31 protein-coding genes, 1 pseudogene and 1 other annotated feature are annotated in these 25629 nt (G+C 31.3%); of the genes and pseudogenes, 18 read left to right on the top strand and 14 right to left on the bottom strand.

Annotation, left to right across the window (positions count from 1 at the left end; all coding sequences use genetic code 11):
- Positions 1-3: 3 nt before the first annotated feature.
- The 4 genes from BIV18_RS05045 to tpx are packed head-to-tail and all read right to left on the bottom strand — an operon-like array spanning position 4 to position 1925.
- Entirely contained in the window at positions 4-381 is a 378-nt protein-coding gene (locus tag BIV18_RS05045) for a hypothetical protein (RefSeq protein ID WP_075659575.1), read from the bottom strand.
- A gap of 29 nt (positions 382-410) precedes the next feature.
- Complete coding sequence (locus BIV18_RS05040) at positions 411-932, bottom strand: hypothetical protein (RefSeq protein ID WP_075659574.1); 522 nt, start codon at positions 930-932, stop codon at positions 411-413.
- Positions 933-939: 7 nt separating this feature from the next.
- Positions 940-1422 (bottom strand): 23S rRNA (pseudouridine(1915)-N(3))-methyltransferase RlmH, encoded by a 483-nt coding sequence (gene rlmH, locus BIV18_RS05035; RefSeq protein WP_075659573.1) that lies wholly within the window; start codon positions 1420-1422, stop codon positions 940-942.
- Between the two features lie 2 nt (positions 1423-1424).
- A complete protein-coding gene (gene tpx, locus BIV18_RS05030) occupies positions 1425-1925 on the bottom strand; it encodes a thiol peroxidase (RefSeq protein WP_075659572.1) in 501 nt (166 codons plus the stop codon).
- A 155-nt stretch (positions 1926-2080) separates the two neighbouring features.
- On the opposite strand from tpx, the gene BIV18_RS05025 reads away from it, so the two are divergent.
- On the top strand, positions 2081-2482 hold the full coding sequence (locus BIV18_RS05025) for a hypothetical protein (RefSeq protein WP_235860787.1): 402 nt from the start codon (positions 2081-2083) through the stop codon (positions 2480-2482).
- 156 nt (positions 2483-2638) lie between these two features.
- Here BIV18_RS05025 and BIV18_RS11250 read toward each other — a convergent pair whose 3' ends face one another.
- Positions 2639-2764 carry a hypothetical protein gene (locus tag BIV18_RS11250; RefSeq protein ID WP_268875147.1) on the bottom strand — a complete coding sequence of 42 codons (126 nt, stop codon included), beginning with the start codon at positions 2762-2764 and terminating at the stop codon, positions 2639-2641.
- 10 nt (positions 2765-2774) lie between these two features.
- The gene (locus BIV18_RS05020; protein ID WP_075659571.1) at positions 2775-3887 is read right to left on the bottom strand and encodes a sodium ion-translocating decarboxylase subunit beta; all 1113 of its coding nucleotides are present in this window, start codon (positions 3885-3887) and stop codon (positions 2775-2777) included.
- Between the two features lie 219 nt (positions 3888-4106).
- On the opposite strand from BIV18_RS05020, the gene BIV18_RS05015 reads away from it, so the two are divergent.
- Both BIV18_RS05015 and BIV18_RS05010 read left to right on the top strand, forming a co-directional pair.
- Entirely contained in the window at positions 4107-4808 is a 702-nt protein-coding gene (locus tag BIV18_RS05015; RefSeq protein ID WP_075659570.1) for a hypothetical protein, read from the top strand.
- Positions 4809-4832: 24 nt separating this feature from the next.
- Complete coding sequence (locus tag BIV18_RS05010) at positions 4833-5075, top strand: hypothetical protein (protein WP_144015202.1); 243 nt, start codon at positions 4833-4835, stop codon at positions 5073-5075.
- A gap of 149 nt (positions 5076-5224) precedes the next feature.
- Here BIV18_RS05010 and htpG read toward each other — a convergent pair whose 3' ends face one another.
- Complete coding sequence (gene htpG, locus BIV18_RS05005; protein WP_075659568.1) at positions 5225-7078, bottom strand: molecular chaperone HtpG; 1854 nt, start codon at positions 7076-7078, stop codon at positions 5225-5227.
- Positions 7079-7345: 267 nt separating this feature from the next.
- Here htpG and BIV18_RS05000 point away from each other — a divergent pair, with 267 nt between their 5' ends.
- The 9 genes from BIV18_RS05000 to BIV18_RS11530 all read left to right on the top strand — a co-directional run bounded on the left by BIV18_RS05000 (position 7346) and on the right by BIV18_RS11530 (position 14464).
- The gene (locus BIV18_RS05000; RefSeq protein WP_075659567.1) at positions 7346-8038 is read left to right on the top strand and encodes an ATP-binding protein; all 693 of its coding nucleotides are present in this window, start codon (positions 7346-7348) and stop codon (positions 8036-8038) included.
- Between the two features lie 10 nt (positions 8039-8048).
- The gene (locus tag BIV18_RS04995) at positions 8049-8267 is read left to right on the top strand and encodes a 4Fe-4S dicluster domain-containing protein (protein ID WP_083635532.1); all 219 of its coding nucleotides are present in this window, start codon (positions 8049-8051) and stop codon (positions 8265-8267) included.
- 11 nt (positions 8268-8278) lie between these two features.
- Complete coding sequence (locus BIV18_RS04990; protein ID WP_075659565.1) at positions 8279-9343, top strand: 3-methyl-2-oxobutanoate dehydrogenase subunit VorB; 1065 nt, start codon at positions 8279-8281, stop codon at positions 9341-9343.
- Positions 9343-10095 carry a thiamine pyrophosphate-dependent enzyme gene (locus BIV18_RS04985; protein WP_075659564.1) on the top strand — a complete coding sequence of 251 codons (753 nt, stop codon included), beginning with the start codon at positions 9343-9345 and terminating at the stop codon, positions 10093-10095. Before BIV18_RS04990 ends, BIV18_RS04985 begins: the two co-directional genes overlap by 1 nt.
- A complete protein-coding gene (locus tag BIV18_RS04980; RefSeq protein WP_075659563.1) occupies positions 10095-11297 on the top strand; it encodes a 2-oxoacid:acceptor oxidoreductase family protein in 1203 nt (400 codons plus the stop codon). Before BIV18_RS04985 ends, BIV18_RS04980 begins: the two co-directional genes overlap by 1 nt.
- Positions 11298-11491: 194 nt before the next feature.
- Positions 11492-11738, top strand: a binding site (T-box leader).
- Between the two features lie 72 nt (positions 11739-11810).
- Positions 11811-12812: an ABC transporter substrate-binding protein gene (locus tag BIV18_RS04975; protein WP_235860786.1), complete on the top strand. Its 1002-nt coding sequence runs from the start codon at positions 11811-11813 to the stop codon at positions 12810-12812.
- A gap of 5 nt (positions 12813-12817) precedes the next feature.
- Positions 12818-13693: an ABC transporter permease gene (locus tag BIV18_RS04970; protein WP_075659561.1), complete on the top strand. Its 876-nt coding sequence runs from the start codon at positions 12818-12820 to the stop codon at positions 13691-13693.
- Positions 13686-14078 carry an ATP-binding cassette domain-containing protein gene (locus BIV18_RS11535; RefSeq protein ID WP_268875146.1) on the top strand — a complete coding sequence of 131 codons (393 nt, stop codon included), beginning with the start codon at positions 13686-13688 and terminating at the stop codon, positions 14076-14078. The genes BIV18_RS04970 and BIV18_RS11535 overlap by 8 nt, the downstream gene beginning before the upstream one ends.
- The gene (locus BIV18_RS11530) at positions 14072-14464 is read left to right on the top strand and encodes an ATP-binding cassette domain-containing protein (RefSeq protein WP_268875145.1); all 393 of its coding nucleotides are present in this window, start codon (positions 14072-14074) and stop codon (positions 14462-14464) included. Before BIV18_RS11535 ends, BIV18_RS11530 begins: the two co-directional genes overlap by 7 nt.
- Positions 14465-14543: 79 nt before the next feature.
- Here BIV18_RS11530 and BIV18_RS04960 read toward each other — a convergent pair whose 3' ends face one another.
- The 5 genes and pseudogenes from BIV18_RS04960 to BIV18_RS04945 form a co-directional block, all read right to left on the bottom strand.
- Positions 14544-14843: a hypothetical protein gene (locus BIV18_RS04960; RefSeq protein ID WP_075659560.1), complete on the bottom strand. Its 300-nt coding sequence runs from the start codon at positions 14841-14843 to the stop codon at positions 14544-14546.
- Positions 14844-14889: 46 nt separating this feature from the next.
- Positions 14890-15288, bottom strand: coding sequence for a hypothetical protein (locus BIV18_RS04955; RefSeq protein WP_075659559.1), 399 nt, complete (start codon positions 15286-15288; stop codon positions 14890-14892).
- Positions 15289-15505: 217 nt separating this feature from the next.
- Positions 15506-15772 (bottom strand): arginase family protein, encoded by a 267-nt coding sequence (locus BIV18_RS11235; RefSeq protein WP_268875186.1) that lies wholly within the window; start codon positions 15770-15772, stop codon positions 15506-15508.
- Positions 15773-15822: 50 nt separating this feature from the next.
- Positions 15823-16536, bottom strand: coding sequence for a formimidoylglutamase (locus BIV18_RS04950; RefSeq protein ID WP_268875144.1), 714 nt, complete (start codon positions 16534-16536; stop codon positions 15823-15825).
- A gap of 8 nt (positions 16537-16544) precedes the next feature.
- Positions 16545-17497: pseudogene (locus BIV18_RS04945) on the bottom strand (2-hydroxyacid dehydrogenase family protein).
- Between the two features lie 425 nt (positions 17498-17922).
- On the opposite strand from BIV18_RS04945, the gene BIV18_RS04940 reads away from it, so the two are divergent.
- From BIV18_RS04940 to BIV18_RS11225, 6 genes are all read left to right on the top strand, one after another.
- The gene (locus tag BIV18_RS04940; RefSeq protein WP_144015201.1) at positions 17923-18213 is read left to right on the top strand and encodes a hypothetical protein; all 291 of its coding nucleotides are present in this window, start codon (positions 17923-17925) and stop codon (positions 18211-18213) included.
- A gap of 641 nt (positions 18214-18854) precedes the next feature.
- Positions 18855-19592, top strand: a complete 738-nt coding sequence (locus tag BIV18_RS04930) for a DUF1835 domain-containing protein (RefSeq protein ID WP_075659556.1) — start codon at positions 18855-18857, stop codon at positions 19590-19592.
- Between the two features lie 1379 nt (positions 19593-20971).
- Entirely contained in the window at positions 20972-22303 is a 1332-nt protein-coding gene (locus tag BIV18_RS04920; protein ID WP_178385771.1) for an MATE family efflux transporter, read from the top strand.
- Positions 22304-22396: 93 nt separating this feature from the next.
- Positions 22397-23590 (top strand): elongation factor Tu, encoded by a 1194-nt coding sequence (gene tuf, locus BIV18_RS04915; protein ID WP_075659124.1) that lies wholly within the window; start codon positions 22397-22399, stop codon positions 23588-23590.
- Between the two features lie 164 nt (positions 23591-23754).
- Positions 23755-24435, top strand: coding sequence for a transposase (locus BIV18_RS11230; RefSeq protein ID WP_083635531.1), 681 nt, complete (start codon positions 23755-23757; stop codon positions 24433-24435).
- Positions 24432-24914, top strand: a complete 483-nt coding sequence (locus BIV18_RS11225; protein WP_083635530.1) for a transposase — start codon at positions 24432-24434, stop codon at positions 24912-24914. Before BIV18_RS11230 ends, BIV18_RS11225 begins: the two co-directional genes overlap by 4 nt.
- A 119-nt stretch (positions 24915-25033) precedes the next feature.
- On the opposite strand, the gene BIV18_RS11425 is transcribed toward BIV18_RS11225, so the two are convergent.
- Positions 25034-25252 carry a hypothetical protein gene (locus BIV18_RS11425; protein ID WP_075659554.1) on the bottom strand — a complete coding sequence of 73 codons (219 nt, stop codon included), beginning with the start codon at positions 25250-25252 and terminating at the stop codon, positions 25034-25036.
- Positions 25253-25296: 44 nt separating this feature from the next.
- On the bottom strand, positions 25297-25563 hold the full coding sequence (locus BIV18_RS04900; protein WP_075659553.1) for a hypothetical protein: 267 nt from the start codon (positions 25561-25563) through the stop codon (positions 25297-25299).
- Between the last annotated feature and the right edge of the window lie 66 nt (positions 25564-25629).

Raw genomic sequence — 25629 nt, 5'->3', positions numbered from 1 at the left:
AAATTATTTTATTTTAACATTTATATTTATTTCAAAGGAATTTTCATCTAAAAATTCTTCCCGAAGCTCCACTGATTCTGTGAAATAAATTTCTGCACCATCTATAAAATATATTGGATGGATGCCGTCGACAAATTTTAATTCTTTATTTATTCTCACATCGGCATAGGAAATTATATCTCCAACTGCGTGGTATTTTAAGAGAAGAGTTTCGCCAAAATTTTTTATGTAGCTTGGTTTTTTATAGTCAATGGACATTTCTTTTAGCATCGCAATTATTTTTTCGTCTAATTTTATATCCACAGTCTCTAATTTTTTCATAAACTCTTCTGTTCTATAATTATTTACATTAATCATATAAGAGTCAAAATTAAAAATCATTTTAGCACCTCGATCATTAATTAAAGTTATTATAATTTTTCTAAGGAGTCATAAATAAGTTCCAATTCATTATTGTAAAAAATTTCAAGAGATGCATTTTGCCATTCTTCTTTATCATCAAAGCCTGTTACTATCCCGTAAAATCTCATGTAGCCATAACCAAAGGACTCGTTAATTATTTCAAAATTAAGTTTTAAAAATTCTTCAATTGAAATTTTTTTGTAGACTCCATCTTTAAAGAGAATTATCTCCACAGAATCCATTATTCCCCCTTCAATATCATCTATTTCAATATTTTCATAAAAATCAGAATCAAAGGAATGGATAATATTTTCTATAACTTCTTCAAGTTCTACCTTTGTAAAGCTTGTATCAGTTTTCTCTAGGATGAGTTTGGGATTTGTCATTACATAATCTATTTCTTTGTCGTCCTTTTTTTCAAAATAAATTCCTTCATCAAAGGACAAAATAAATTTGTCGTCAAAAACTTCAAGATTTGTCAAATGAAAATCGTGAAGGGAAAAAACCTGATTTAATAAATTTAGTTTCATATTTACCTCATTTGTGATAAGGGTGATTGTTTATTATTCTAAAGGCCCTATAAATTTGCTCCATTAAAATTACACGCATAAGTTTGTGTGGGAAGGTCATCCTTGAAAAGCTAAGTTTGTAATCGGCTCTATTTAAAACTTCTTTAGATAAACCGAGACTTCCTCCAATTATAAAAGTTATATTTGAGTAGCCGTCAATCATAAGTTCATTTATTTTATCGGCAAAGGCGACAGAGTCAAGGCTTTTTCCGTCAATAGCAAGGGCGATTACATAGGCGTCATCTTTTATCTTTGATAAAATTTTTTCGCCTTCAGTATTTTTCACTCTCTCCATGTCTTTTTCAGATAAATTTTCGGGGCATGGTTCGTCTATAATTTCAAAAATGCTTAAATCGGCATAGGATCTAAGCATTTTTTTATACTCATTTATGGCATCTTTAAAATAATTTTCCTTGATTTTGCCAAGTACGATTAGATTGATGTTTATCATTTTTAGCTTAATTTTTTAACTTCTTCAAGAGCTTTTTCAAAGTTTACTTCGTGAGTTACTTCAGGAACATATTCAACGTATGCAACTTTTCCATCTCTATCGACAATTACAACGCCACGAGCAAGAAGTTTAAGCTCTTTAATCATGAAGCCATATTTTTCGCCAAATTCTCTGTATCTGTAGTCGGAAACGATGTCTGCGCTTTCGATTCCCTTTACTGAACAGAATCTTTCTTGTGCAAAAGGAAGGTCAACTGTTACAGTTACAATTTTTACATCGTCAGATAATTTTGCAGCTTCTTCGTTAAAAGTAGTTGCTTGAATTGCACACACAGATGTGTCAATAGATGGAGCAACTGAATAAACTACGATTTTGCCCTTTAAATCTTCTGAATTAAAATCAGATAGATCTCTTTTAACTGCCTTAAATTCTGGAGCTATATCTCCAACCTTAATTTCTTTACCTTCAAGAGTTACTTTATTTCCGCCAAATGTTATATCCATTTTAATTCCTCCTAAAATTATTTTTGTTTTAATTTACACTACATTTATATCCAATTATTTATAATCATAACAAGAGATTGCAATAAAATGAAACTTAATTAAAATATAAGTAAGAAAAGTTTTGCGAGTTAAAGGAATAAAAGGAGGGGGGGAATATGAAAAAGTATTTGAAAAAATATATAAATTTTTTAATATCATTATTCTTATTTCCAATATTAAATCTAATCTGTATAAAAGTTTTTGGATACATCAATGGGAGAATTCAAGCGACCTTTGACATAAAATATATGATTATCTTAGATATTGTGAAAATTTTAATGATTTTATTTTTGGGTTTTATGCTCGCCTATTATATTAATTTCTCATGCAAACTATCGAAAAAGACTCTTGGAATATTTTTATTAATTGAAATTTTTATATTTGCAATTTATATAGTCATAAAAAAATATTATTTGCAAGAAAATTTTGTCTACCTTTATGATTTTAATGCCTTGTATTTTTTCTTGCTTATAGGAGAAAATATTTTTTTGTTTTTACATCAAAATCATGAATTATAGTAAAAATCTATTTTAATACTAAGGTTTTGTTTTTTTGTTACTAGGAAGAACTTTTGCGGCTTCTGGTTATGAAACACAACAAAACTCTTATTTTAAAAAAGCTGATGTGTGGAATAGATTTATCTATCTTGCACATCAGCTTTTTTAAAATTAAATTTATTTTTCCTTAAAAACTTTTAGCATTATTTTTGTAAAGATGTAGAAAAGTATTAGGACTGCAAAAACTCCAACCAGTCCCCAAAGTGCGACTTCCACTCCCTGCATAAATACTATCATATCCATTTTATCACTCCTACATAAACATTGGCACGAGAGCCAAGATCATTGAGCCTGCAACTACTGAGCCAAGTTGACCGGCAACATTTGCTGACATTGCTTGCATAAGGATAAAGTTAGTTGGGTCTTCCTTTGCTGCCATCATTTGCACAACTCTACCAGACATAGGAAAAGCTGAGATGCCAGCAGCTCCAATCATTGGGTTTACCTTGTTTTTTAAAAATAAATTTAAAAATTTTGCAAAAAGAACACCGCCTGCTGTGTCGAAAATAAAGGCAACAAGTCCCATGGCAAGTATCATAAGTGTGTGGATGTTTAAAAAGGCATCGGCAGACATTGTGCCACCAATTGTTATGCCTAGCAAAATTGTAACTAAATTTGAAAGTTCATTTTGTGCAGAAGTTGAAAGTCTTTCAAGAACTCCGCAGACTCTGATTAAATTTCCAAACATCAAAGCACCAATAAGGGCAACAGACATTGGTGCAATAATTCCAGCTATAACTGTAATTACAATTGGAAATAAAATTTCAACTTTTTTTGGCACGTGAACTGTAGTGTACTTCATTCTAATCTTTCTCTCTTTTTCAGTAGTTAAAAGTTTTATAACTGGTGGCTGAATTATTGGAACGAGAGACATATAAGAATAGGCAGCAACAGAAATTGGACCAAGGTAATTTGGAGCAAAGACCTTTGCGACATATATTGATGTAGGGCCATCAGCTGCTCCTATTATTCCAATTGACGCTGCTTCGGGAAGCGTGAATTTGCCTGTTGAAATTGCAAAGAGCATAGTTGCAAAAATTCCAAACTGTGCCGCTGCACCGAAAAATAACATAAAGGGCGATGAAATAAGTGGTTTGAAATCAATCATAGCACCTACTGCGATAAAAATTAATACTGGGAAGAGTTCTGTTGCAATTCCTGCATTGTATAAAATTGTCAAGAAACCCTCCTCTCCAACTGCAGATGATAGTGGAATATTAGAAATAATTGCTCCAAAACCAATGGGAAGAAGAAGTGAAGGTTCATATTGTTTTTCAATGGCAAGATAAATTAAAATTCCACCAATGACAAACATAATTAAGTGTTTAACTTCGAGATTTAAAATTCCAGATAAAAGTGTTTCCATTGTGCCTCCTAAACTTTTTAGATGACAAGTAATATAACATAAATACTAAAAATATTCAATAAATCTAGAAATTATAGAGAAAAACAAATTCAAATTGTAAAATAATGTGAGTTAAAACTATAATATTTTCTTGATAAAAAAAGCTTTATGTGGTAAATTCAAATTAAATAAGATCTTATTTAATTTGAGAACGTTATCTTTTGTGATAGGAGATATCTTATGAAAAAATTAGTAAGCTTGATACTTTTGTTTTTTGTATTAATCAGTTCATCTTGCGTTTACGCAAAAAGCACAGATGTGGATTTTCAAAAATTCATGGATTCTCCAGCTCTAGATTTTTCAGAATTATCCAAAATGAAAGGTTCAAAAACAATTAACGAATTTGATGCAATTTTATCGACTAAAGGATTAAGTGCGGAAGATGTTTCAAATGACGTTGCAAGAAGAGCAAGTGCAAACTTCAGATTCAACATGTACGAGAATAGATTTGAATATGGAGATTACGCAGTTGTCGATGCTTATTGGGCATGGGAGTCTTCTCCTATTTGGGCAGGAAGAGATACTGTTGTATTTGGATGGAGCGACGGATTTACAGTTAATTTAAATAGAACAGTAATGAAGGTAACATATAGAGATTTAGATGGCAATTACAAAGGTGAACAATATTATTATCCAAGTGGTTTAGTTCAAGGTGTAAGATTTGATTTTGAACAAAGCTATGCGCCAGGTGCCTTAAGATCTTTAAGTAGTGGAAAAGTTTATTTAGTTATAGATAATAGAGAAAACAAGGATTATGTTGAAGTTCATGGTAAATACCTTCATAATTATAAAAATGTATTTCCAAGTATAAATATTTCAAGCTCAGGAACAATTTCTGTTTCTTTAAGTTCAAGTACTAGAGAAATGGGCGATGATATATAATTATGCCATAATATTAAGGGGACAATGATGATAGAAAATATTTTTAAATTTTTAATAATTGCAGTTGTAGGTTCTGTAGTAGCTTTCAGTTTACCTTATTCCGAATTTTTGGGTTGGGGAACGCAATTTGGCATTTCAATGTATATAATGCTAATAATTCAACACATTATCTTTAACAAAAAGTTTGACGATATGTTGAAAAAGCTTGATAACTTAGAAAAAGCATTAAATGCCAAGGATGATGAAAATATTGAAAATTCAAAGTGATGGTATAGATCTTTATAATTTTTCGTTTAGCATCAAAACTGCAATGTTTAAGCATTCAAATTAAAAACTCATAAAGAAGGCTCTTCTCACAATGAAAAGAGCCTTTACTTTGCAAAATATTTGTAATTGAATTTTATAAAATCCTTTGCTTACATAAGTTTTGATACATTTCTAGCATAAGCGATTGGGTCTTTTATGTCGAGACCTGCCATTAGTCTTGCGCCATCGTAAAGCAATTCTGTGTAATTTTTAAATTCTTCTGAATCATTGTCCATGTCCTTTAATTTTTTTACTGCCGGGTGATTTGGATTTAGTTCTAAAACTTTGTCGGCTTTAAAACCTTGGTTATTAGGCATATGGCTTAGAGTTTTTTCCATTTCTATGGAAATTTCACCTTTGCTTGATAGATAAGCTGCATCATCTTTTAAATTTGGATTTTCCCTTATTGATGAAACTTCACCAGATAAGATGTCCTTCATTTTCTTTACATAATCATCAAGATTTTTTTCATCTTCTTCTTTTGTAGCATCAGTTTCAGAAATTGATTTAAATTTTTTGTCGTCATATTCTTCTAGCATTTTTATGACAAATTCATCAATTGGATCTGTTAAGGCAAGGACTTCTATGTTTTCTTCCATAAAGTGCTTTATTTGTGGAAGTTTTTTCACGCTTTCTATGGAATTTCCATTTGCGTAATAGATGCATTCTTGGTCAGGCGCCATGTCCTTTCTGTATTCATTAAAGGTTATATTTTCTCTTTTTGTAGTTGTATATATAAATAGATCCTTTAGCTTGTCTTTATCTGCTCCATAATTTTCATAGGCACCAGATTTTAAGCTTATGCCAAAGTTTTTGAAAAATTGGGCGTATTTTTCTCTGTCATTTTTAAGGATTTTTGCAAGTTCTTCTAGGATTTTCTTTTCTATATTTTTCTTTATAAGTTGTAATTCACGAGTTTTTTGTAGCATTTCACGAGAAATATTAAGAGAAATATCTTCGGAGTCAACTACACCTTTGACGAAGTTTAGATAATCGGGAAGAAGGTCTTCACATTTTTCCATTATTAGAACTCCATTGGAATAAAGTTCAAGTCCGCCTTTCCTATCTGGATTTAAGAAATCAAAAGGTCTTCTTGAAGGAATGTATAAAATAGCCTTAAAGGAAATCACGCCTTCTACACTAATGTGTATGTGAGCTAGGGGATCTTCAAATCCAAAATGTCTTTGTCTAAAGAAATTGTTATAGTCATCCTCCTTTAGTTCGTTTTTATTTTTTCTCCACATTGGCACAGATGAATTTAATATGTCATCTTCTCTATAAGATTCAAATTTTGGGTCATCTTCTGTTGAGTCAGCTGCAGGTCTTTTCTTTTCGACTTCCATTTTTATTGGATAGCTAATGTAATTTGAGTAATGGCTTACAAGTTCTCTTATTTTGTATTCATCAAGGTATTTGTCATAATCTTCATCCTTAGAATTTTCTTTTAAGTGAAGAGTAATAATAGTTCCGTGAGAATCCTTTTTTCCACTTTCTATTGTGTAGCCCTTTGCACCCTTTGACTTCCAAATATGAGCTTCATCTTCTTTATAGGATCTTGTCAAGACGCTAATTTCATCTGCAACCATAAAGGCAGAGTAAAAGCCTACGCCAAATTGTCCAATAATTTCGTGTTCTTCATTTTTTTCATTTAATTTTTTAAAATCAAGAGAGCCTGACTTGGCAATTGTGCCCAAGTTTTCTACTAATTCATCTTCAGTCATGCCCACTCCATTATCTTCTATTGTAATTGTTCTTTTTTCCTTATCTGGAGTGATTCTAATATAATAGTCCTCGTGGTTAAATTTTACATTGTCGTCATTAAGGGCGATGTAGTACATTTTATCCATTGCATCAGATGCATTTGAAATTAATTCTCTTAAAAATATTTCTTTATTTGTGTAAATGGAATTAATCATTAAGTCCATTAATCTTTCAGTTTCGGCATTGTATTTTTTATTTTTCATGTAATCACCTTTCCTTATTAGCACTCATTCTATGCCTCTGCTAATAATATATATCTTTTCTAATAATTAGTCAAATTTAAATAGTAAAGTTTTATTAAAATCTTTATGTTTTTAAAAATATTTTAATTAAAAATTTAAAACAAAACATAGCTTTTAACTCATTAAATATAGATTTCCAAAACTTATGAAGTAAAAAGTATATTGCAATTGTTTTCAATTTTTTGCAATTGAGGTATAATATAATTGGTCTTTTAGAAGGGAGGAGAAATGTATACAGAAGTAGAAACAGGCAATAGAATAAAAATTATTACAGGACACTTTGGCAGTGGAAAAACTGAATTTTCAATTAATTATGCTTTATATTTAAAAAAGTATTTTGACAATGTTGCAGCGGTTGACCTGGATATTATTAATACATACTTTAGGCTGAGAGAGAAAATGGATCTTTTAAGCGAAAAGGGCGTGGAATCATTTTCATCTAGTATGCGTGAAAAAAATGCCTTGGACATACCAGCAGTAGATCCAGCAATTTTAAAGCCACTTGAAAATAAAAATTACATGGCTGTATTAGATGTTGGAGGAAATCCAAAGGGCTCCCTTTCTCTTGGAAGGTATAGAGACATTTTGAAAAGAGAGGGTTATGACCACTATTTTGTAATAAATAGAAATAGACCAGAGACTAGGGACTTTAAGTCCGTGCGAGAATTTATCGGACAAGTGGAAGGCCATTCACAAACTAGGGTTACGGGGATTATAAACACTACTCATTTTTTAAAAGAGACCACAGCTGATGATATTTTGTATGGTGATGAGCTTGCAAGGGAAGTTTCAGAGAAATTAAATCTTCCCTATGTATATGCAGTTTGCCTAAGGAGTATTGAGAGTGAAGTTAGAGCTTTAAATTTAGCGGCGGAAGTTTTTCCCATTGACTTATTTTTTAGAGAAGATTGGATGTTATAGGAGGTAAATAATGGCTAAAGGTAGAGTTGAGTTTGAAAGTGACAGATGTAAGGGTTGTGGACTATGTGTAACTGTATGTCCTAAAAATGTAATTGAAATTGACATTGACACTATTAATAAAAAGGGTTATGCACCTGCAATGGCAAAAAGACCAGAAGATTGTATTGCTTGCCAAAACTGTGCAATAACTTGTCCTGATTCAATTATTACAGTTTATAAAATTTCTTAAGGGGTGTTTACATGACAAAAGTACTTATGAAGGGAAACGAAGCAGTTGGTGCAGCAGCTATTGAAGCTGGTTGCAAATATTTTTTCGGTTATCCTATTACTCCTCAATCTGAAATTCCTGAATACTTATCAAGGGAACTTCCAAAGATTGGCGGATGTTTTTTGCAAGCGGAGTCTGAAGTTGCAGCTATAAATATGCTATATGGTGCTGCGGGATCTGGAGCGAGAGTTATGACTTCATCTTCTTCTCCGGGAGTTTCACTAATGCAAGAAGGTATTTCTTATATGGCAGGGGCAGAACTTCCTTGCGTAATAGTAAATATGATGAGAGGTGGTCCAGGACTTGGATCAATTCAACCTTCTCAAACAGATTACTTTCAATCAACTAGAGGCGGCGGAAATGGTGATTATAGAACTATTACTTTAGCACCATCTTCTGTGCAAGAACTTGTAAATTTAATTGAACTTGGTTTTGATTTAGCGGACAAGTATAGAAATCCTGTTGTAATTATGAGTGACGGTGTACTTGGACAAATGATGGAACCAGTTGAGTTTGGCATGCAAGAAAAAATGGTTCTTCCTGAAAAGACTTGGGCAACAAGAGGCAAGGGCAAAAATCACGGAGAGAGAAATATTATAAACTCACTTTATCTTTCTGCTGATGAACTTGAAGAACTTAATAAACATTTAATTGAAAAGTATAGACAAGTTACTGAAAATGAAATTAGAGTAGAAATTGATGGCATCGAGGATGCAGATCTTGTAATCAGTGCCTATGGAACTACAGCTAGAATTGCAAAAAGTGCAATTGAACATTTAAGAAAAGAAGGCTATAAAATAGGGCTTATTCGTCCAATTACTTGCTGGCCATATCCATATGAAGCTTTCAAGGGAATAAATCCAAATTGCAAAGACATTTTAGTTTGTGAAATGAATCAAGGTCAAATGACTGATGATGTTAAGATTGCAGTTGAAGGTAGACAAAGGGTTCACTTCTTTGGAAGACAAGGTGGCGTAATTCCAAATGTGGAAGAAATTAAAGAAGCTGCTCTTAAAGTTTTAGGAGGTCTCAAATAATGGAAAAAACTAATGAACAAGTTTTATATAAATATTCAGAAGGTTTGACTAGAACTGAAACTCACTATTGTCCAGGTTGCACTCACGGTGTAATCCATAAATTAGTGGCTGAATCCTTAGTTGAACTAGGAGTTTTAGACGAAGCAATTGGAGTTGCACCAGTTGGTTGTGCAGTTCTAGCATATAAATATTTTAACTGTGACATGCACGAGGCAGCTCACGGAAGAGCACCTGCTGTTGCAACTGGAATAAAAAGAGTACATCCAGATAATTTAGTATTCACATATCAAGGGGATGGAGACTTGGCATCAATTGGTACTGCAGAAATAGTTCAAGCAGCACATAGAGGAGAAAATATTTCAACAATTTTCATAAACAACGCAATTTACGGAATGACTGGTGGACAAATGGCACCTACAACTTTAGTTGGTCAAGTTACAACTACATCTCCTTATGGAAGAGATGAAGCATGGTGTGGTAAACCAATTAAAGTTTCTGAAATGCTTGCTACAATTGATGGAGCAAAATTTGTAGAAAGAGTTTCAGTTGATACTCCAGCAAATATTAGAAAAGCTAAGAAGGCAATTAAAGAATGTTTTAAATATCAACTAGAAGGCAAGGGCTTTGGAATAGTTGAAGTATTATCATCTTGTCCAACAAACTGGGGACTTCCTCCTGCAGATGCACTTGCATGGTTAAGAGAAAATATGATTCCATATTATCCACTTGGAAACTTTAGGAGGGATGAATAATGGCTACAAGAAATATTATTGCCGCAGGATTTGGCGGACAAGGTATCATGGCAATGGGTCAACTTATAACTTATTCAGGAATGCTTGAAAATAAATTTGTATCATGGCTTCCAAGTTATGGTCCAGAAATGCGTGGAGGTTCAGCAAACTGCTCAGTAGTAGTTTCAGACGAACCTGTTGGCTCTCCAGTAATTTCACAAGCGACAGATGTAGTAGTAATGAACGAACCATCTCTAGAAAAATTTGAACAATATGTTGCACCAGGTGGAAATTTATTTATAAATTCATCCCTTGTTAAAAAAGCATCAACAAGAGATGACGTAAATGTTTTTTCTATTCCAGTAAATGACTTGGCAAATGAACTTGGGAATGCAAAAGTAGCAAATATGGTAATGCTAGGTGCATTTTTACAAGTTACAAATACAGTTAAGACAGAATCAGTTATAAAAGCTTTTACAAAAGTTTATGGAGATTCAAAGAAAAAGCTTCTTCCAATAAATGAAAAAGCAATTGCCCTTGGACAAAATTCAATTAAAGAAGCAGGTTGCGTAGGTGGAGTATGTCAAATTCTTCCAGAAAAGACTAATTCTCAAGTTAAGAGTTCTTATTCAAGACAAACTGCAGCTAATGTTGAACTTAGTGGAACAGATCTTGAAAATATTGAATACCTAAAGACGATCAAAAAATATTCAGCAGAAGATGATGAAAAGATTTTTGAAAATGAAATGACAATTGTTGACGAAGCACTTTTTATAGAAGAAGAATCTATTAAATTTTGCAACAAGGCAGCTGAAATGTTAAAGGGAGACGATGCAGGAAAAATTTTCGCATCACTTTCAAAGCAATCAGAAGAACATATATCTTATTTAAAGGGGCTAAAAGAATCTTTGAAGTCAAAGGACGAAACGTCTTTTGTAGATAAAATCAAGGCAAAACTTACAAAGAGAGAAGAATACGATTGGGGAAAAGTCGACCAAGAAAAGGCAAGACTTGCACTTAATGTATTTGCCATTGCAAAGGACATCAAAAACTCTTCTATTGCTTTTTATAAAAAGGCAAAGGAAAATACAAAGGATAAAAAAGCAAATAAACTATATGATGAACTAGAATATTGGGAAAATTTCCAATTAGAACAAGTAACAGGTCAGTACGAAATCTATAAGGAAGAATGGTGGGCTGACCAAATGTTCTCAAAAATGTAATAGTTTTAAAAGTTATAAAAATAGTGTTGGTGATAAATCATCGGCACTATTTTTATTTGGAATATGAAATTGAAAGGGGTGTATAAAAGTTATTTTATTGGGTGTGTCATAAATGTTTGACTTCTCTACACTATACACTTACAAATTATAAAAAAACCCTTGACAAAGTTTTTAGATGAGTCTATATTATATATAATAAACCGATAAGGAAGAGTAGTAACTTCTTATGAACATCAAAGAGAGCGACTTAATTGGTGAAAGAGTTGTATGTGATTATTAAGTGAATGGACTTCTGAGGGCGGGAAGAAATAAATTTTTTAATTTAGAGTAATGCCCGACGGGACTTAGCCGTTAAAATAAGACCAATATGTTAGTATTGATGAGAGGGTGCTTTATGCAAAATTGGGTGGTACCGCAGAAGTTTAGACTTTTGTCCCATTAGGGATGGAAGTCTTTTTTTATTTCCATCCTTCTCTCATAGTTTGATGAAAAGGAGAAAAAAATGAAAAAATTTTGTTAGTATTGTCATTATTGTTGTTAGTGGGTTGTGCAAAAGGCGAAAAAGGTGAAAGTGCTTCTAGGGGCGATGATGTTTTAAAAATTGGGATACTTCAGTTTGCGCAACATCCATCGCTAGATAATTGTAGAGAAGGTTTAATTGAAGGACTAAAGGAAGAAGGATTTGTTGAAGGTAAAAATTTAAAAATTGATTACCAAAATGCGCAAGCAGACATGGGGATTTCTGCCCAAATTGCAAACTCTTTCGTGTCAAATAAAGTTGACATGATAATTGCAATAGCGACACCAGCTGCCATGAGTGCTTATAATGCGACATTAAACACAGATATACCCGTTGTATACACAGCACTTTCTGATCCAGTAGCGGCACAAGTTGCAGATGAAAATAAAAATCCAGTGGGAAATATTACTGGCACAAGTGATATTCTTCCCGTAGAAGAGCAGCTAAAAATGATTAGAGAAATTCTTCCCGATGCAAAAAATATTGGAATTCTCCACACATCAAGTGAGGCAAATTCTGATTCAATGTTAAAAATTTACAAGGATCTTGCAGGAAAATATAATTTTAAAATTGTCGATGAAGCGATAAACACAACAGCAGACATACCACTTGCCACAGATAATATTTTGTCAAAGGTTGATGCAATTACAAATCTTTTAGACAACACAGTAGTAAATTCACTTCCAACTATTCTTGACAAGGCAAATGAAAAGAAAATTCCTGTATTTGGTTCAGAAATTGAGCAAGTTAAAATGGGCTGTCTTGGTTCAGAGGGTATTGAGTACATTTCTCTTGGAAATCAAACTGGTAAGATGGCGTCAAAAATTTTAAAGGGCGAAAAAGAGGCAAGGGAAATGCCCTACGAAACAATTTTAGAGCCAAATTTATATCTTAATTCAAAGGTTGCGGAAAATCTTGGAATAAAAATTCCAAAGGATCTTCTTGATAGAGCTGTGGAAAATTTTTCTGAAATAAATTTAGCAGAAGGTAAATAAATAAAATGGATATTTTAATGGGAGTAATTGAACAAGGGCTAACTTATAGTTTTTTAGCTTTTGGTCTTTATATAGCTTATAGCATTTTAGATTTTCCCGATTTAACTGTGGACGGCTCCTTTCCACTAGGTGCTGCCATAAGTGTTTTTGCAATTTTAAAGGGAATAAATCCAGCACTTGCACTTTTAATAAGTTTTTTTGGAGGTGCAATTGCAGGTTCTCTTACTGGACTAATCCACATAAAATTAAAAGTAGAAGACCTTTTGGCAGGGCTTATAATGCAAACTGCACTTTGGACTATTAATTTAAAAATTGCAGGCAAAGCCAATGTTCCAATTTTTAGCAGCGACACTATTTTTACTACGGGAATGGCAAATTTTATTCCCGATGAATTATCGAAGTTCACAGTATTATTTGTTATGATTCCCACGGTTATAATCATAAAAATTTTATTGGACGAATTTTTAAAGACAAAGGCAGGATTTATCTTAAAAGCTTGCGGTGACAACGAGATTCTAGTTAGGACTATGGCAGTGGATCCAGGGACGGTAAAAATTTTAGGACTTTCCTTTTCAAATGGACTTGTGGCATTAAGTGGCGGATTAGTAGCTCAGGAACAGAGATTTTTTGAAGTTTCCATGGGAACGGGCTCCATGGTCATGGGACTTGCGGCAGTTGTCCTTGGAATAAAACTTTTAGAGGGTTTTAATTTTATTAAAGATTCCACAAAAGTTTTAATTGGATCAATTTTATACAAGGCGTCCATTGCCTTGGCAATTGCAATTGGATTTTCAGCAAACTCAATGAAACTCATAACGGCAATTATTTTTCTTGTAATTTTAATTGCTGGAAGAAGTAGGAAGAAGGTTAAAAATGCTTGAACTTAAATCAATTGACAAAACCTTTAACATTGGAACAATAAATGAGAATAAATTATTTAAAGATTTTAATTTAAAGGTTGGAAAGGGAGAATTTGTATCCATAATTGGTTCCAATGGTTCGGGGAAATCCACTCTTTTAAATATTATTTGTGGTTCCATAAGAGAAGATAGTGGAGAAATATTAATAGATGATGAAAATCTTAAAAAAATTCCTGAACACAAAAGATATAAAAAAATTGGAAGAGTATTTCAAGACCCAAAAGTTGGCACATCTCCAAATATGACAATATTAGAGAACTTGTCTATGGCAGAAAATAAAAATAAATCATGGAATTTAACTCGTGGAATAAATAAGAAGAAAAAGAAGCTTATAGAGAAATGTTAAGTGAAATTGGACTTGGACTAGAGGACAAGTTAGATGACAAGGTTGGACTTTTATCTGGTGGTCAAAGACAATCCCTTGCACTGCTTATGGCGACTCTCGTGCCTATAGATTTTTTAATCTTAGACGAGCATACAGCAGCACTTGATCCAAAGACTGCAGATATAGTCATGCAAATCACAAATAAAATAGTGCGAGAAAAAAACTTGACAGCGTTAATGGTAACTCACAATTTAAAGTATTCCTTAAAGTATGGAGATAGGCTAATTATGATGCACAAGGGAAATAAAGTCATGGATAAATCTAAAGAGATTAAGAAAAATTTAAAATTAGAAGATATACTAGATAAGTTTTACGAAATAAGTATTGAAGTTGGAAACTCTTTATAAAACATAAACAACTCAAATAAACCTCTCAATCACAAAGAAAAGAGAGGTTTATTATTTTATCGGAAGACTAAGGCATATTTTAGTGATTATTAGATTGAGGATAGCTAACAGTTATTATTAGCCCATCATAATCATTATAAGAATTATGGGATAAAGTAGAATCAAAATCATTTTCAAGAAGTTCTCTGCACTTTGAATCTAATATTTTGTCTATCTCTTCAATAGACTTATCGCCAAAAATTTTTGATTTATCCTTTAAAGAATAACCAACAGTAACAATTTTCTTTACTTTAGGACTTTCTGCATTTTTATCTTGAGCAAAAGCTATGAAAGGCACACTAATTAAAAGCACTAATAAAAAATAGAAAAACTTTTTCATACTACCACCTCCAATAAAATATTTTTTGCATTTCTAAAACATAGAATTATGAATCGACTTTTAAATTTTTCATAAATTTTTCTAATTTGTGGAATTCTTCTTCGCTATTTTTAATATCATCTAAACTTTTATTACATTGAGCATATAAAAACACATTTGCTATTTTTTTATCGATACCAAAAAATGAACCTCTTTTATTTTTGAAATTGATATCATCAGCATTTGTCAAGATCAATAAATAAACTCCATTTACAAAATAAGGTTTTAGATTGGCATTAAAATAATCTATATTATTGTCAAAAATTATAGTAATTGTCTTATCTTTTATTTCTATTTTGTAGGAATCCTTATTCTCCCAATCCAATTGATTGATTAATTTCTCGACATTTTCCTCGTGGCTTAAGTCAGTTTTTAAAGAATATAAATTAGCTTTTGAGCAAGCCATTGTCAAGCCATTGTAAAGATTAAAATAAAAGTCAAGATGAGAACTTTTTTAGTCATATAATGATCCCTTGATAAAAATTTAGCAGTTCATTCAGGTAAATTATAACGCTTTCACAAGTTTTTATCAATCATTTTTAAGCATATCCATAAAAATGCCCTCCTTACTATTTTCCAAGTAAAGAGGGTAATCAATAAATAAGAGACACTTATATTAAATTTTATCGAGGGATGTATTTTTTATTTTCCTTGCCCAATATGCGTTGCGCCATAGTTGATACAACTGTGTAGACTAAAATTGAAGCTAAGTTAGCAGTTACAGAGTCGTGGTCAAATCTTGGAGAAACTTCACAGATGTCAAAACTAATTGGCTTGCCCGTTGAAAAGATATGTTTTAGAAGAAGTATTACTTTTTCTGGGTCAACTCCAAGGGGTTGTGGTGCAGAAACTCCTGGTGCAAAGGAAGATGTGAAGCAGTCCATACAAATTGTAATATATAGATGATCTTGTTCTGCAATGTATTCATCAAGTTCATGAGTTATCTCAAAAAATTTCCATTGACAAAATTCTTTCCTAACACATATTTTACTCCTAAATCTTCAGCAGTTCTAAAAAGTGCAAGAGTGTTAGAATGTTTTTGGATTCCAATAACATAGTATGCGTAATTAGTTCCCTTTTCACGAGTATAGTCGGCGATTTGTCTAAACATTGTTCCACTTGTTCCAGTACCTTTTTCGTAAGGTCGTAGGTCAAAGTGAGCGTCGAAATTTAAAATGCCTATTTTATTGTCTTCTCTATCGTCGAGATATGTGCTAATTCCCTTGTAATGACCAAAGGCAGTTTCGTGACCGCCGCCTAGAACTAGTGGGAATAAATTTAATTCTAAAATTTTTTTTACAGCCTTTGCAAGTTCATCTTGGCTTGCCTCAAGAGTTGTGTATTTACTTGTAACATTACCGCAGTCATAAATTTTAAGATCTTTAGAAAACTGACAAGGAAGTTTTGCAAGTTCCTTTCTTATTTCAGCAGGGCCTGCAGCAGCACCAAATCTACCTTTATTTAGCTCAATACCTTGGTCTGATTCAAAACCAATTATTCCAAAACCAAGTTTACCGTCAAAGGGAGTTAGGCTATCGTCATTTAAGTCAAGGGGCTTAACCCATTGATGCCATCTAAAGCTTTCATAATCCTTTTCGTCGTCAATTCTACCCGACCAAATTTTCATTTCTTGGGGACTGTAATAATTTATCATCTTACACCTCAGTTTACTTTGTTCTTTGGAGTTTTTCCATTTTTAAAATCAATTAAATTGTCCTTTGCATTTTCACCCATTTCTAGCCTTGCTTCAAAAGTAGCATTGCCAAGGTGAGGAGCAAGGATTACATTGTCTAGGTCTATTAGTTTTTCATTAACTCTTGGTTCTTCTTCATATACATCAAGAGCAGCTCCTGCGATTTTTCCTTCTATTAGGGCATCAGCAAGGGCATCTTCATCCACAACTGGACCTCTTGAAGCATTTATTAATATAGCACTTTTTTTCATCATATCCAGTTCGTTTTAGAAATCATATGATGTAGTTCAGGCACATAGGCAGTGTGAAGACTCAAAAAGTCAGAATTTTTAATTACATCATCCTTTGTTCTATATTCAATATTGTATTCACTCTCAAAATCTTCTTTTCTAGTGCGTGAATAATAAATTACATTCATCTCAAAGGCTCTTGCTCTTTTTGCTAGATTTTTGCCAATATTTCCAAGACCAATTATGCCAAGAGTTTTTCCCTTAAGTTGACTTCCAAGGTAAAAAGTTGGTCTCCAACCATAGAATTCTCCTCTTCTTGTAACTTTGTCGCCTGACACAATTTTTCTTGCAGCAGCAAGCATTAGTCCAAAGGCAAGTTCCGCAGTGGAAACGGCAGATGCAGGTGCCGGTGCATTTGTAACAACAATATTTTTTTCTCTTGCGTAGTTTATGTCTATATTGTCAAAACCAGCTCCGTAGTTTGCAATAATTTTTAAGTCACTTCCTGCGTCAATTACATCCTTATCAATTTTATCAGATAGAGGACACAAAAGTGCATCTTGACCCTTTATCTTTTCAATAATTTCTTCTTTTTTTAAAGGCATATTGGAGTCGTGATAAGTTATCTCGAAATTTTTATTTAGTTCGTCATAAATTTTTTCAGGAATATTACTCGTAATTAATAATTTCATTTTATTCACCTCATAATCTTATTTTAACATATTTAAGGAATATATTAAAAGATGATAAAAATTTTATAAAGGGGAAAAGTCTAGGTTCATCAAACATTCGTGACAAAAAATAGTATAAAAGAAAAAAATAGGAAAACGTATTGACTAAAAAACAAGCAAATGTTATATTAAGCTAAAAGAGAAGAGATGTTTCCAATGTTCATATTATATTAATAAAAGAGATTAGTGTAGACATAGTTTTTATTAATAAAAAGAAGATTACGATGAAAAAAATTATTATTTTGATGTAGAATTATTAGAGTCAGTTGGATTTTCTGTAACAAAATCAGAAAGTTGGTTTGCTAGAAAATTTTATGACTTCAACATAACCTTAGGAGTATAGCATTTTATGCATAGTGATAGCCTTGAATGAGGAAAAACATAATATGGAAAAAATTTATAAAATATTAAAATATTTTTTATATTTAATTAGTTCGATAGTAATGATGCTATTTGGAAGTAGGGGATTAGGTTTTGATTCTATAATTTATTTTATAAATCATATTAAATGGAAAATCACAGGAGATATAAGTCAAAGCATAAAGTATTTAGCTTTTTTTCAAATTGTTGAAAATATAATAAGTCTTATTGGTTTAGCCTTATTTATCTATACTATTACGAACATATTATTACTGTTAAAAGAAGAAAAAGAAATAGAGAAAGATAAAATGTATTGACAAAAAAACTAAAGTGCAATATTTTTAAACAAATAATTTAAAGTGTTAAAAATATAAATAAGTAAATAAATTAAACATAGGAGGTGTTTTCAAGGTTTATAGGTTACCTTTAAAAACCTAAATGTATTATATAAGGAGATTATTATTAAAAAAATTATTTTAATATTAATAATATTAATTGGAACTATAAATGTTGTATGTGCGGAAAAATTACATACAGATTATACGGAAGAATTCTATGACATAACTTCTTCTAAATATTTAGAAGGATATAATTATGATGGGTATAAAGAAGGATATATAATTGAGTCTGATATAAATAGTAAGTCATTTATCCCCGATATAGCATTAGCTTATTCTGGTTTTAATGTAAATAGATTTACTAAGAAAATAAGAGGGTGGGCATCTACATCAGCACCTGAAAAATATGAAGTAAGTGTAAGAGGAGATATGTTCAAAAATTATCATTCAATAAATTCAGCATCTTCTACAAGAGGTTATGGAAATGTTAGGTCCAACTCTCCTTATATTGATTATAAAAAAGGAGATGTTTTTGAATTTAGAAGTTTCCATAACTGTTGGAATTCAGCGGGTGTTAAAGTTTTTAATGATAGTTTGTATATATCCAGAAACTTATAGCTATGAATCAAAAAGAAACTATTAATATTTGTTTTTCTCAGTCGTTAGAAGGAGTTTTAAAGGATTTTAATAGAGAATTAAAAATACTATCAATACCAATTTCCTTTGACATTGGAAATTTACAAGAAATAGAAAACCTTGAGTTTCAGGTATGCTTAGATCCTTATGTGGAAAATGAAATAAATATAAGAAGTATTTTAGACAAACTTGAGTATTTAGTAGCGAGTACTACTTTAAAGAATTTTGTGATTTGGTATTCAGAAGATTCCAATGAGTACTGTGGAATGCTATATGTTCTTTATAAGTTAAGAAAAACTAATAATAAAAATATTTATTTAATCAATGGTAGCGATGTATTGTATTTAAATAATCTTATTATAGATATAAAAAGGACTTCAGAGATAACAAAAGAATTTATACCTTTAACAATGAAAAAAATTAAAAGAATAAATAACATAGAAAAACAAAATTATATTGCTGAATTTAAACAAAATTTTAATAAAAAAGGCACTATTAGATTATATAATAGTAATTATAGGAGGATATTAAATTTCAGTTATTCAGAATTGGTTCCAGATGTATATTTTGCTTTAGAAACAAAATATAATCTAGAAGAGAATATACTTTTAATCAGAGATAAGCTTTCCTATAGTTATAATATTGCGGCTCACATGATAGAATTTCTTGAAAAAAATAATATGATAGAAATAAGAGAAGGCATGATTGTAAAAATAATATGAAATCACTTAAAAAGCTTATACTAAGTGGAATTTTATTGACCGTTTTGTTATTTTTAAATTTTTTTGAATTTTATAAAAATGAAGATTTAGTTAATTATGAATGCACCAATATTCAAATATTAGGATCAGAAAATAATATCAGAACGATAGCATTAAACGACAAAGGAAAAATGTAAATAATGAAATAAACTTAAACATTAACTTCTCAACAAATAAAGAATTGTTATTTAATACGGTGCTGATTAACAATTTCGAAAATAAAAGATTTTCGATTAATGAATTAAAGAGTTCAAATATACAGAGAATAAAGTTCCCAGAAACAAAGAAAGCATCTTCAAACATTTTAATAAAAACAGAAAATACTGGTTTAAATTTAAATGATTATATTTTGATTTTTTTGGGAACTAAACAAAAATAAAATTGACATAATTAAACATTTTAGATTCACAGTTCAAGATTATGGAACAAAGTCAACACAAAAAATAGAGCCGACATATACAAAAAATTTATATAGAAAAATAAAAAAAATAAACTTAGATGGATAGAAAACTTAGCACTATTAGATTATAAATTTGATGAGTTAGATGAAAATTTCAAAAATAAAGATGATCTGAAAAAACATATATTTATAGATATAGAAAAAGAGTTAAATAATTCACCATATTTTGATAAACTAATAAATGATATTAATTTTGAAGAAAATATACTAGTTAGTTTAGCTATATTTTTTATAAAAGATAATCAAGGACAGATAATAAGAGATAGAGTATTTTATATAAATACTGAATTAGACAAGAAAATTTTAATAGAAAATCCATGTACAGATGAATTAAATAGTAAAGGAGATTTTCGAGTAATGGCTGTATTTTATCCTATGGAAAAATCAGATGATAAATTATATTCTTATAAAATATCTCTGTGGGACGTTTTATTTTATTCTAAAGTTTTTATCAGATATAAGAATTAAGCAAAAAATGAAAGAAATTATTGATAAGATATACAAATATTTTTTTATTTTTAATAACATCATTGATTATAATGTTATTTGGAAATATTTCAAAATATAAAGAGTCTGAATTTAGGAGTATAGTTGTTTTATTAAATGACATTGTATTTCTTATCGGTGTAGAAGTAATCAAAAGTCAAAAACCTATAATTTTTTGTAAATACATATAGAATTTTATAAGATTAGTGGACTTAATACTAATTAATTATTATTGTTTTCAAAATATAATTACTTGTAAGAGAAAATAAAATATAAATTTATAAGAAGTTGGGAAATTATAATTTCTAACTTCTTTTTAAATTGCATAAGCTTTAAAAATTTTAAAATCTAATATATAATAGATAGGCTTATAAAAAAGTTAGGGAGTGATTAGGTGCAAAGTAATGAAAATAAATTGGGGACAATGGCAATCCCAAAGCTTTTATTTCAAGTATCCTTTCCTATTGTAGTTTCTATGTTTATACAATCTATGTATAACTTAGTGGATTCTTATTACATTGGAAAGATTAACGAAGAGGCCTTTACAGCAATTTCAATTGCCTTTCCCATTCAAAATATAATGATAGGAATGGCAGTGGGAACTGGTGTAGGAATGAACTCTTTGATATCAAGGTACTTGGGAGAAAAGAATTTTGAAAAATCAAATAGGGTTGCCGAGACAGGTTTGTCTCTTGCAATAATTTACGGAATAATACTTCTAATAATTTCAAGGTTTCTGCCAAGACCTTTTTTGTCAGCACAGACGACAAACGAGAATATAATAAATTATGGAGTAGATTATCTCCAAATTGTAATGGGTCTATCTATGGGAGTTTTTATGCAAATTTTTCTCGAAAGGCTCTTACAGTCCACGGGAAGATCAATATTCACAATGCTCACGCAACTCATTGGGGCAATATTAAATATAATCCTTGATCCAATTTTTATATTTGGATATTTTGGACTTCCTGCCATGGGAGTAAAGGGAGCGGCAATTGCAACTGTAATGGGACAAATTATAGGAGCTCTCTTTGGATGCTTTTTCGAATATAAATTCAATGAAGAGATAACAATTAAGAAACCAGTTTTAGATTTAGATATAGTGAAGAGAATATACGTAGTTGGAGTCCCTTCTATGATTACAATTACAATTCAATCCTTTACAATTTATGTGCTAAATAAAATGCTTTCAGCAATATCAACTTCTGCAATTGCGGCACTTGGAGCATATTTCAAAATACAGTCCTTTGTATTTATGCCAGTCTTTGGAGTGAATAACGGATTGGTGCCAATAGTTGCCTACAATTATGGTGCAAAAAATAAAGAGAGAATTGTAAAATCAATAAAACTCGCCTTTTTAGCAGTAACAGGAATGATGATAATTGTATCGGCAATTATAATAATTTTCCCACGAGAACTACTTTCCATATTCTCAGCAAGTGGCAAGATGCTCGAAATTGGAATACCAATGTTAAGAATATGTGCATTATCATATATATTTGCTGGAATATCAATCGTTGGGGTAGCAGTTTTTCAAGCCTTTGGCAATGGAATTTTAGCATTATTTGATTCTATATTAAGACAAATAATTGTGCTCCTACCAGTAGCATATATTGCAATAAAATTTTTCACAGTCAATGAAATATGGTGGGGATATGTAATCGCAGAATTCGCTTCAATATTATTTGTAATATATTTTATGAACACTTTTGTTAGAAAAAATTAGAGCATATTTAAGTCTTAAAATGGCTTAAATGTTGAAAAAAATTTAAATTTGATGTATCATGAAGTTAATTTAAAAAATCCTAGGAGGAATAGCATGGCTAAAGCAAAATTTGAAAGAAATAAACCACATGTAAACATTGGAACAATTGGTCACGTTGACCACGGTAAAACAACACTAACAGCAGCAATCACACTTGTAATGAACAAGAGATATGGCAGTGGAGAATTCGTAGATTACGCTCACATTGACAAAGCACCAGAAGAAAGAGAAAGAGGAATCACAATATCCACATCTCACGTAGAATACGAAACACCAAACAGACACTACGCACACGTAGACTGCCCAGGACACGCTGACTATGTAAAGAACATGATCACAGGAGCAGCACAAATGGACGGAGCTATCCTAGTAGTATCAGCAGCTGACGGTCCAATGCCACAAACAAGAGAACACATTCTACTAGCACGTCAAGTAGGAGTACCAAAGATAGTAGTATTCCTAAACAAAGAAGACCAAGTAGACGATCCAGAACTAATAGAATTAGTAGAAATGGAAGTAAGGGACTTGCTATCAGAATACGATTTTGACGGAGACAACACACCAATCATAGTAGGATCAGCACTAAAAGCACTAGACGATCCAGACGGAGAATGGGGAGACAAAATCGTAAAACTAATGGAAGCAGTAGACGAATACATTCCAACACCAGCAAGAGACACAGAACACCCATTCCTAATGCCAATAGAAGACATCTTCTCAATCACAGGAAGAGGAACAGTAGCAACAGGAAGAGTAGAACAAGGCGTAGTAAAAGTAGGGGACACAGTAGAAGTAGTAGGCTTAACAGAAGAAAAAAGACAAGTAGTAGTAACAGGTGTAGAAATGTTTAGAAAACAACTAGACCAAGCTCAAGCAGGAGACAATATAGGAGCACTACTAAGAGGAGTACAAAGAGAAGAAATCCAAAGAGGACAAGTACTAGCAGCACCAGGAACAATACATCCCCACACAAAATTTGAAGCCGAAGTATATGTACTAACAAAAGAAGAAGGCGGAAGACACACACCATTTTTTAACGGATACAGACCACAATTTTACTTCAGAACAACAGACGTAACAGGAGATATCCAACTAAAAGAAGGAACAGAAATGGTAATGCCAGGAGACAACTCCACATTTACAGTAACACTAATCACACCAATAGCAATGGACGAAGGACTAAGATTTGCCATTCGTGAAGGTGGAAGAACAGTAGCATCAGGAGTAGTATCAAAGATTCTTGACTAATCCTTGGCTTACAAAATAAAAAGGCTCTATAATATCTGTTGGGGAGTAAATCTCTAACAGATATTTTTATGTAAAAAAAATTGCACTTATACGCATTTAGTCCTAAACTTAAAATAACAACAAACTTTGTTAGGAGGTGCATATAAGTGCAAAATAATAATAACATGAATTTGTTGGGTTTTAAAGATGTAATTTTTGATAGTTTTTGTGAGGATAAGGAATTTGTTCACATTTATGCTTCTGTTACAAAGATGGATACTTGTCCTCACTGTGGTTCTACAAAGATTTGGGTTCATGATCATAGGATTCAAAAGATTAAGGATACTCATATTCATGGTAAGAAATGTCTTATTCATTTAAAGAAGACTAGGTATGATTGTAAGTCTTGTGGTTGTCGTTTTGAAAGAGAACTTTATTTTATTGCTAAGGGTCACACTATGACTTATAGGCTTGTTTTTGCTATTGTTGCTGAATTTAATGAACTTCATTCTAGCTCTTCTATTGCTAGTAGGTATAATGTTTCTTCTAATACTGTTTTGAGAATTTTACATTGTTTATGTGTTTCAAGAGCAAAACTTTCAAGTGTATTGTGTATAGATGAGTTTAAAGGTGATAGTGGAAATATTAAGTATCAAACTTCTCTTCTTAATGGTGATAAGCACTCTGTCATTGATATTTTGCCTACTAGGGATAAGAACTTTTTGTTTAAATACTTTAAAAAAGTTCCTAACAAGGAGAGACAAGAAGTTAAGTTTTTTGTAAGTGATATGTCCAATACCTTTAAGTCTGTTAAGAATAGGTTCTTTAAAACTTCTATCCATATAGTTATAGGTATCATTTCATAAGACAAGTTTCATGGGCTTTAGAGAATGTTAGAAAGAGGATTCAAAAAGATATTTCTTCTAAGCTTAGAAAGTATTTTAAGAGAAGTAGGAGTCTACTTACAAAACCTGCTTCTAATTTAACAACTGAACAAGCTAAAGAAGTTTCTTTAATGCTTGATTTAAACAACGATTTGAAGTTAGCATATAGGTTAAAGGAACTGTTTTACCAATATGTTCTAAGTCAACCCAATAGAGTTAGAGCATCTAAATCTTTAAGGGAATGGATAAGAAGAGCTGAAGAATCTGATTTAAAAGAATTTAAATCTTGTATCACTGCTTTTAATAACTGGTTTGATGAGATATGTAATTCTTTTGATTATCCTTGGTCTAATGGTCCACTTGAAGGAACTCATACTAAGATAAAGACTTTAAAAAGAAATTGTTTTGGTATGAAAAATTTCAATTTGTTTAGAAAGAGAATCATGTTTGCTTGTAAGTAATGATATGAAAACGGGAAAATTTTACAAAACCCCTAGGGGTTTTGTTTGCTATACCTATTTTTAGTAATTTTTTAGTTATTTTAGTTTTGATATTCTAATAGCGCCTAAGTATTGATTTTTTAATGGAAAGAGAGACTCGAATTAACGAGTCTCCCCAATATTTGACATAGAGCCCCTATAATAACTAATTCTCCAATGGTGTCTGTTTTATATTTAACGCCTTTATTTTTTCCGTTAATTGAATATAAAGTGTCATCTTCATTAACTAGTTTTAAGCCAACTTCAGCTTTTATCTTATCGTCATTTCTGATACAAGATCCCACTAGTTTATATCGCATATTATTATTTTTTGCGGCAATAACTTCTTCGGCATCTAGATTTTCTATTCCATTAGAACATCAATATCCTTATTAGACATCAAAAAATCAAAATTTATTTTCTTGTCATAAAGTTCATTAGACTTTAGGCTTTCGGAAATAATCACGTTATCAAAGTCAATTCCATTGGAATTATAAATTCCGCCTTTACTATCAAGTACATAAGTCAAGATAGGATTTATACCCAAAGTCTCAAGATATTTATTTTTTATTTTTAAAAGCTTAACAAAAGCCTTTCCAACATTTCCATATCCTATAATTCCAATTCTCATAAATTATCTTCTTATAAAATATTTTATAAGATTAAATTAGCATGAAAGAAGGATGACTTCAAGGGA

The organism is Peptoniphilus grossensis, assembly GCF_001940285.1.
Classification (GTDB): Bacteria; Bacillota; Clostridia; order Tissierellales; family Peptoniphilaceae; genus Peptoniphilus_A; species Peptoniphilus_A faecalis.
Note: the sequence above shows the minus strand (reverse complement) of the source record. Positions and strands in the feature narration are given on the sequence as shown.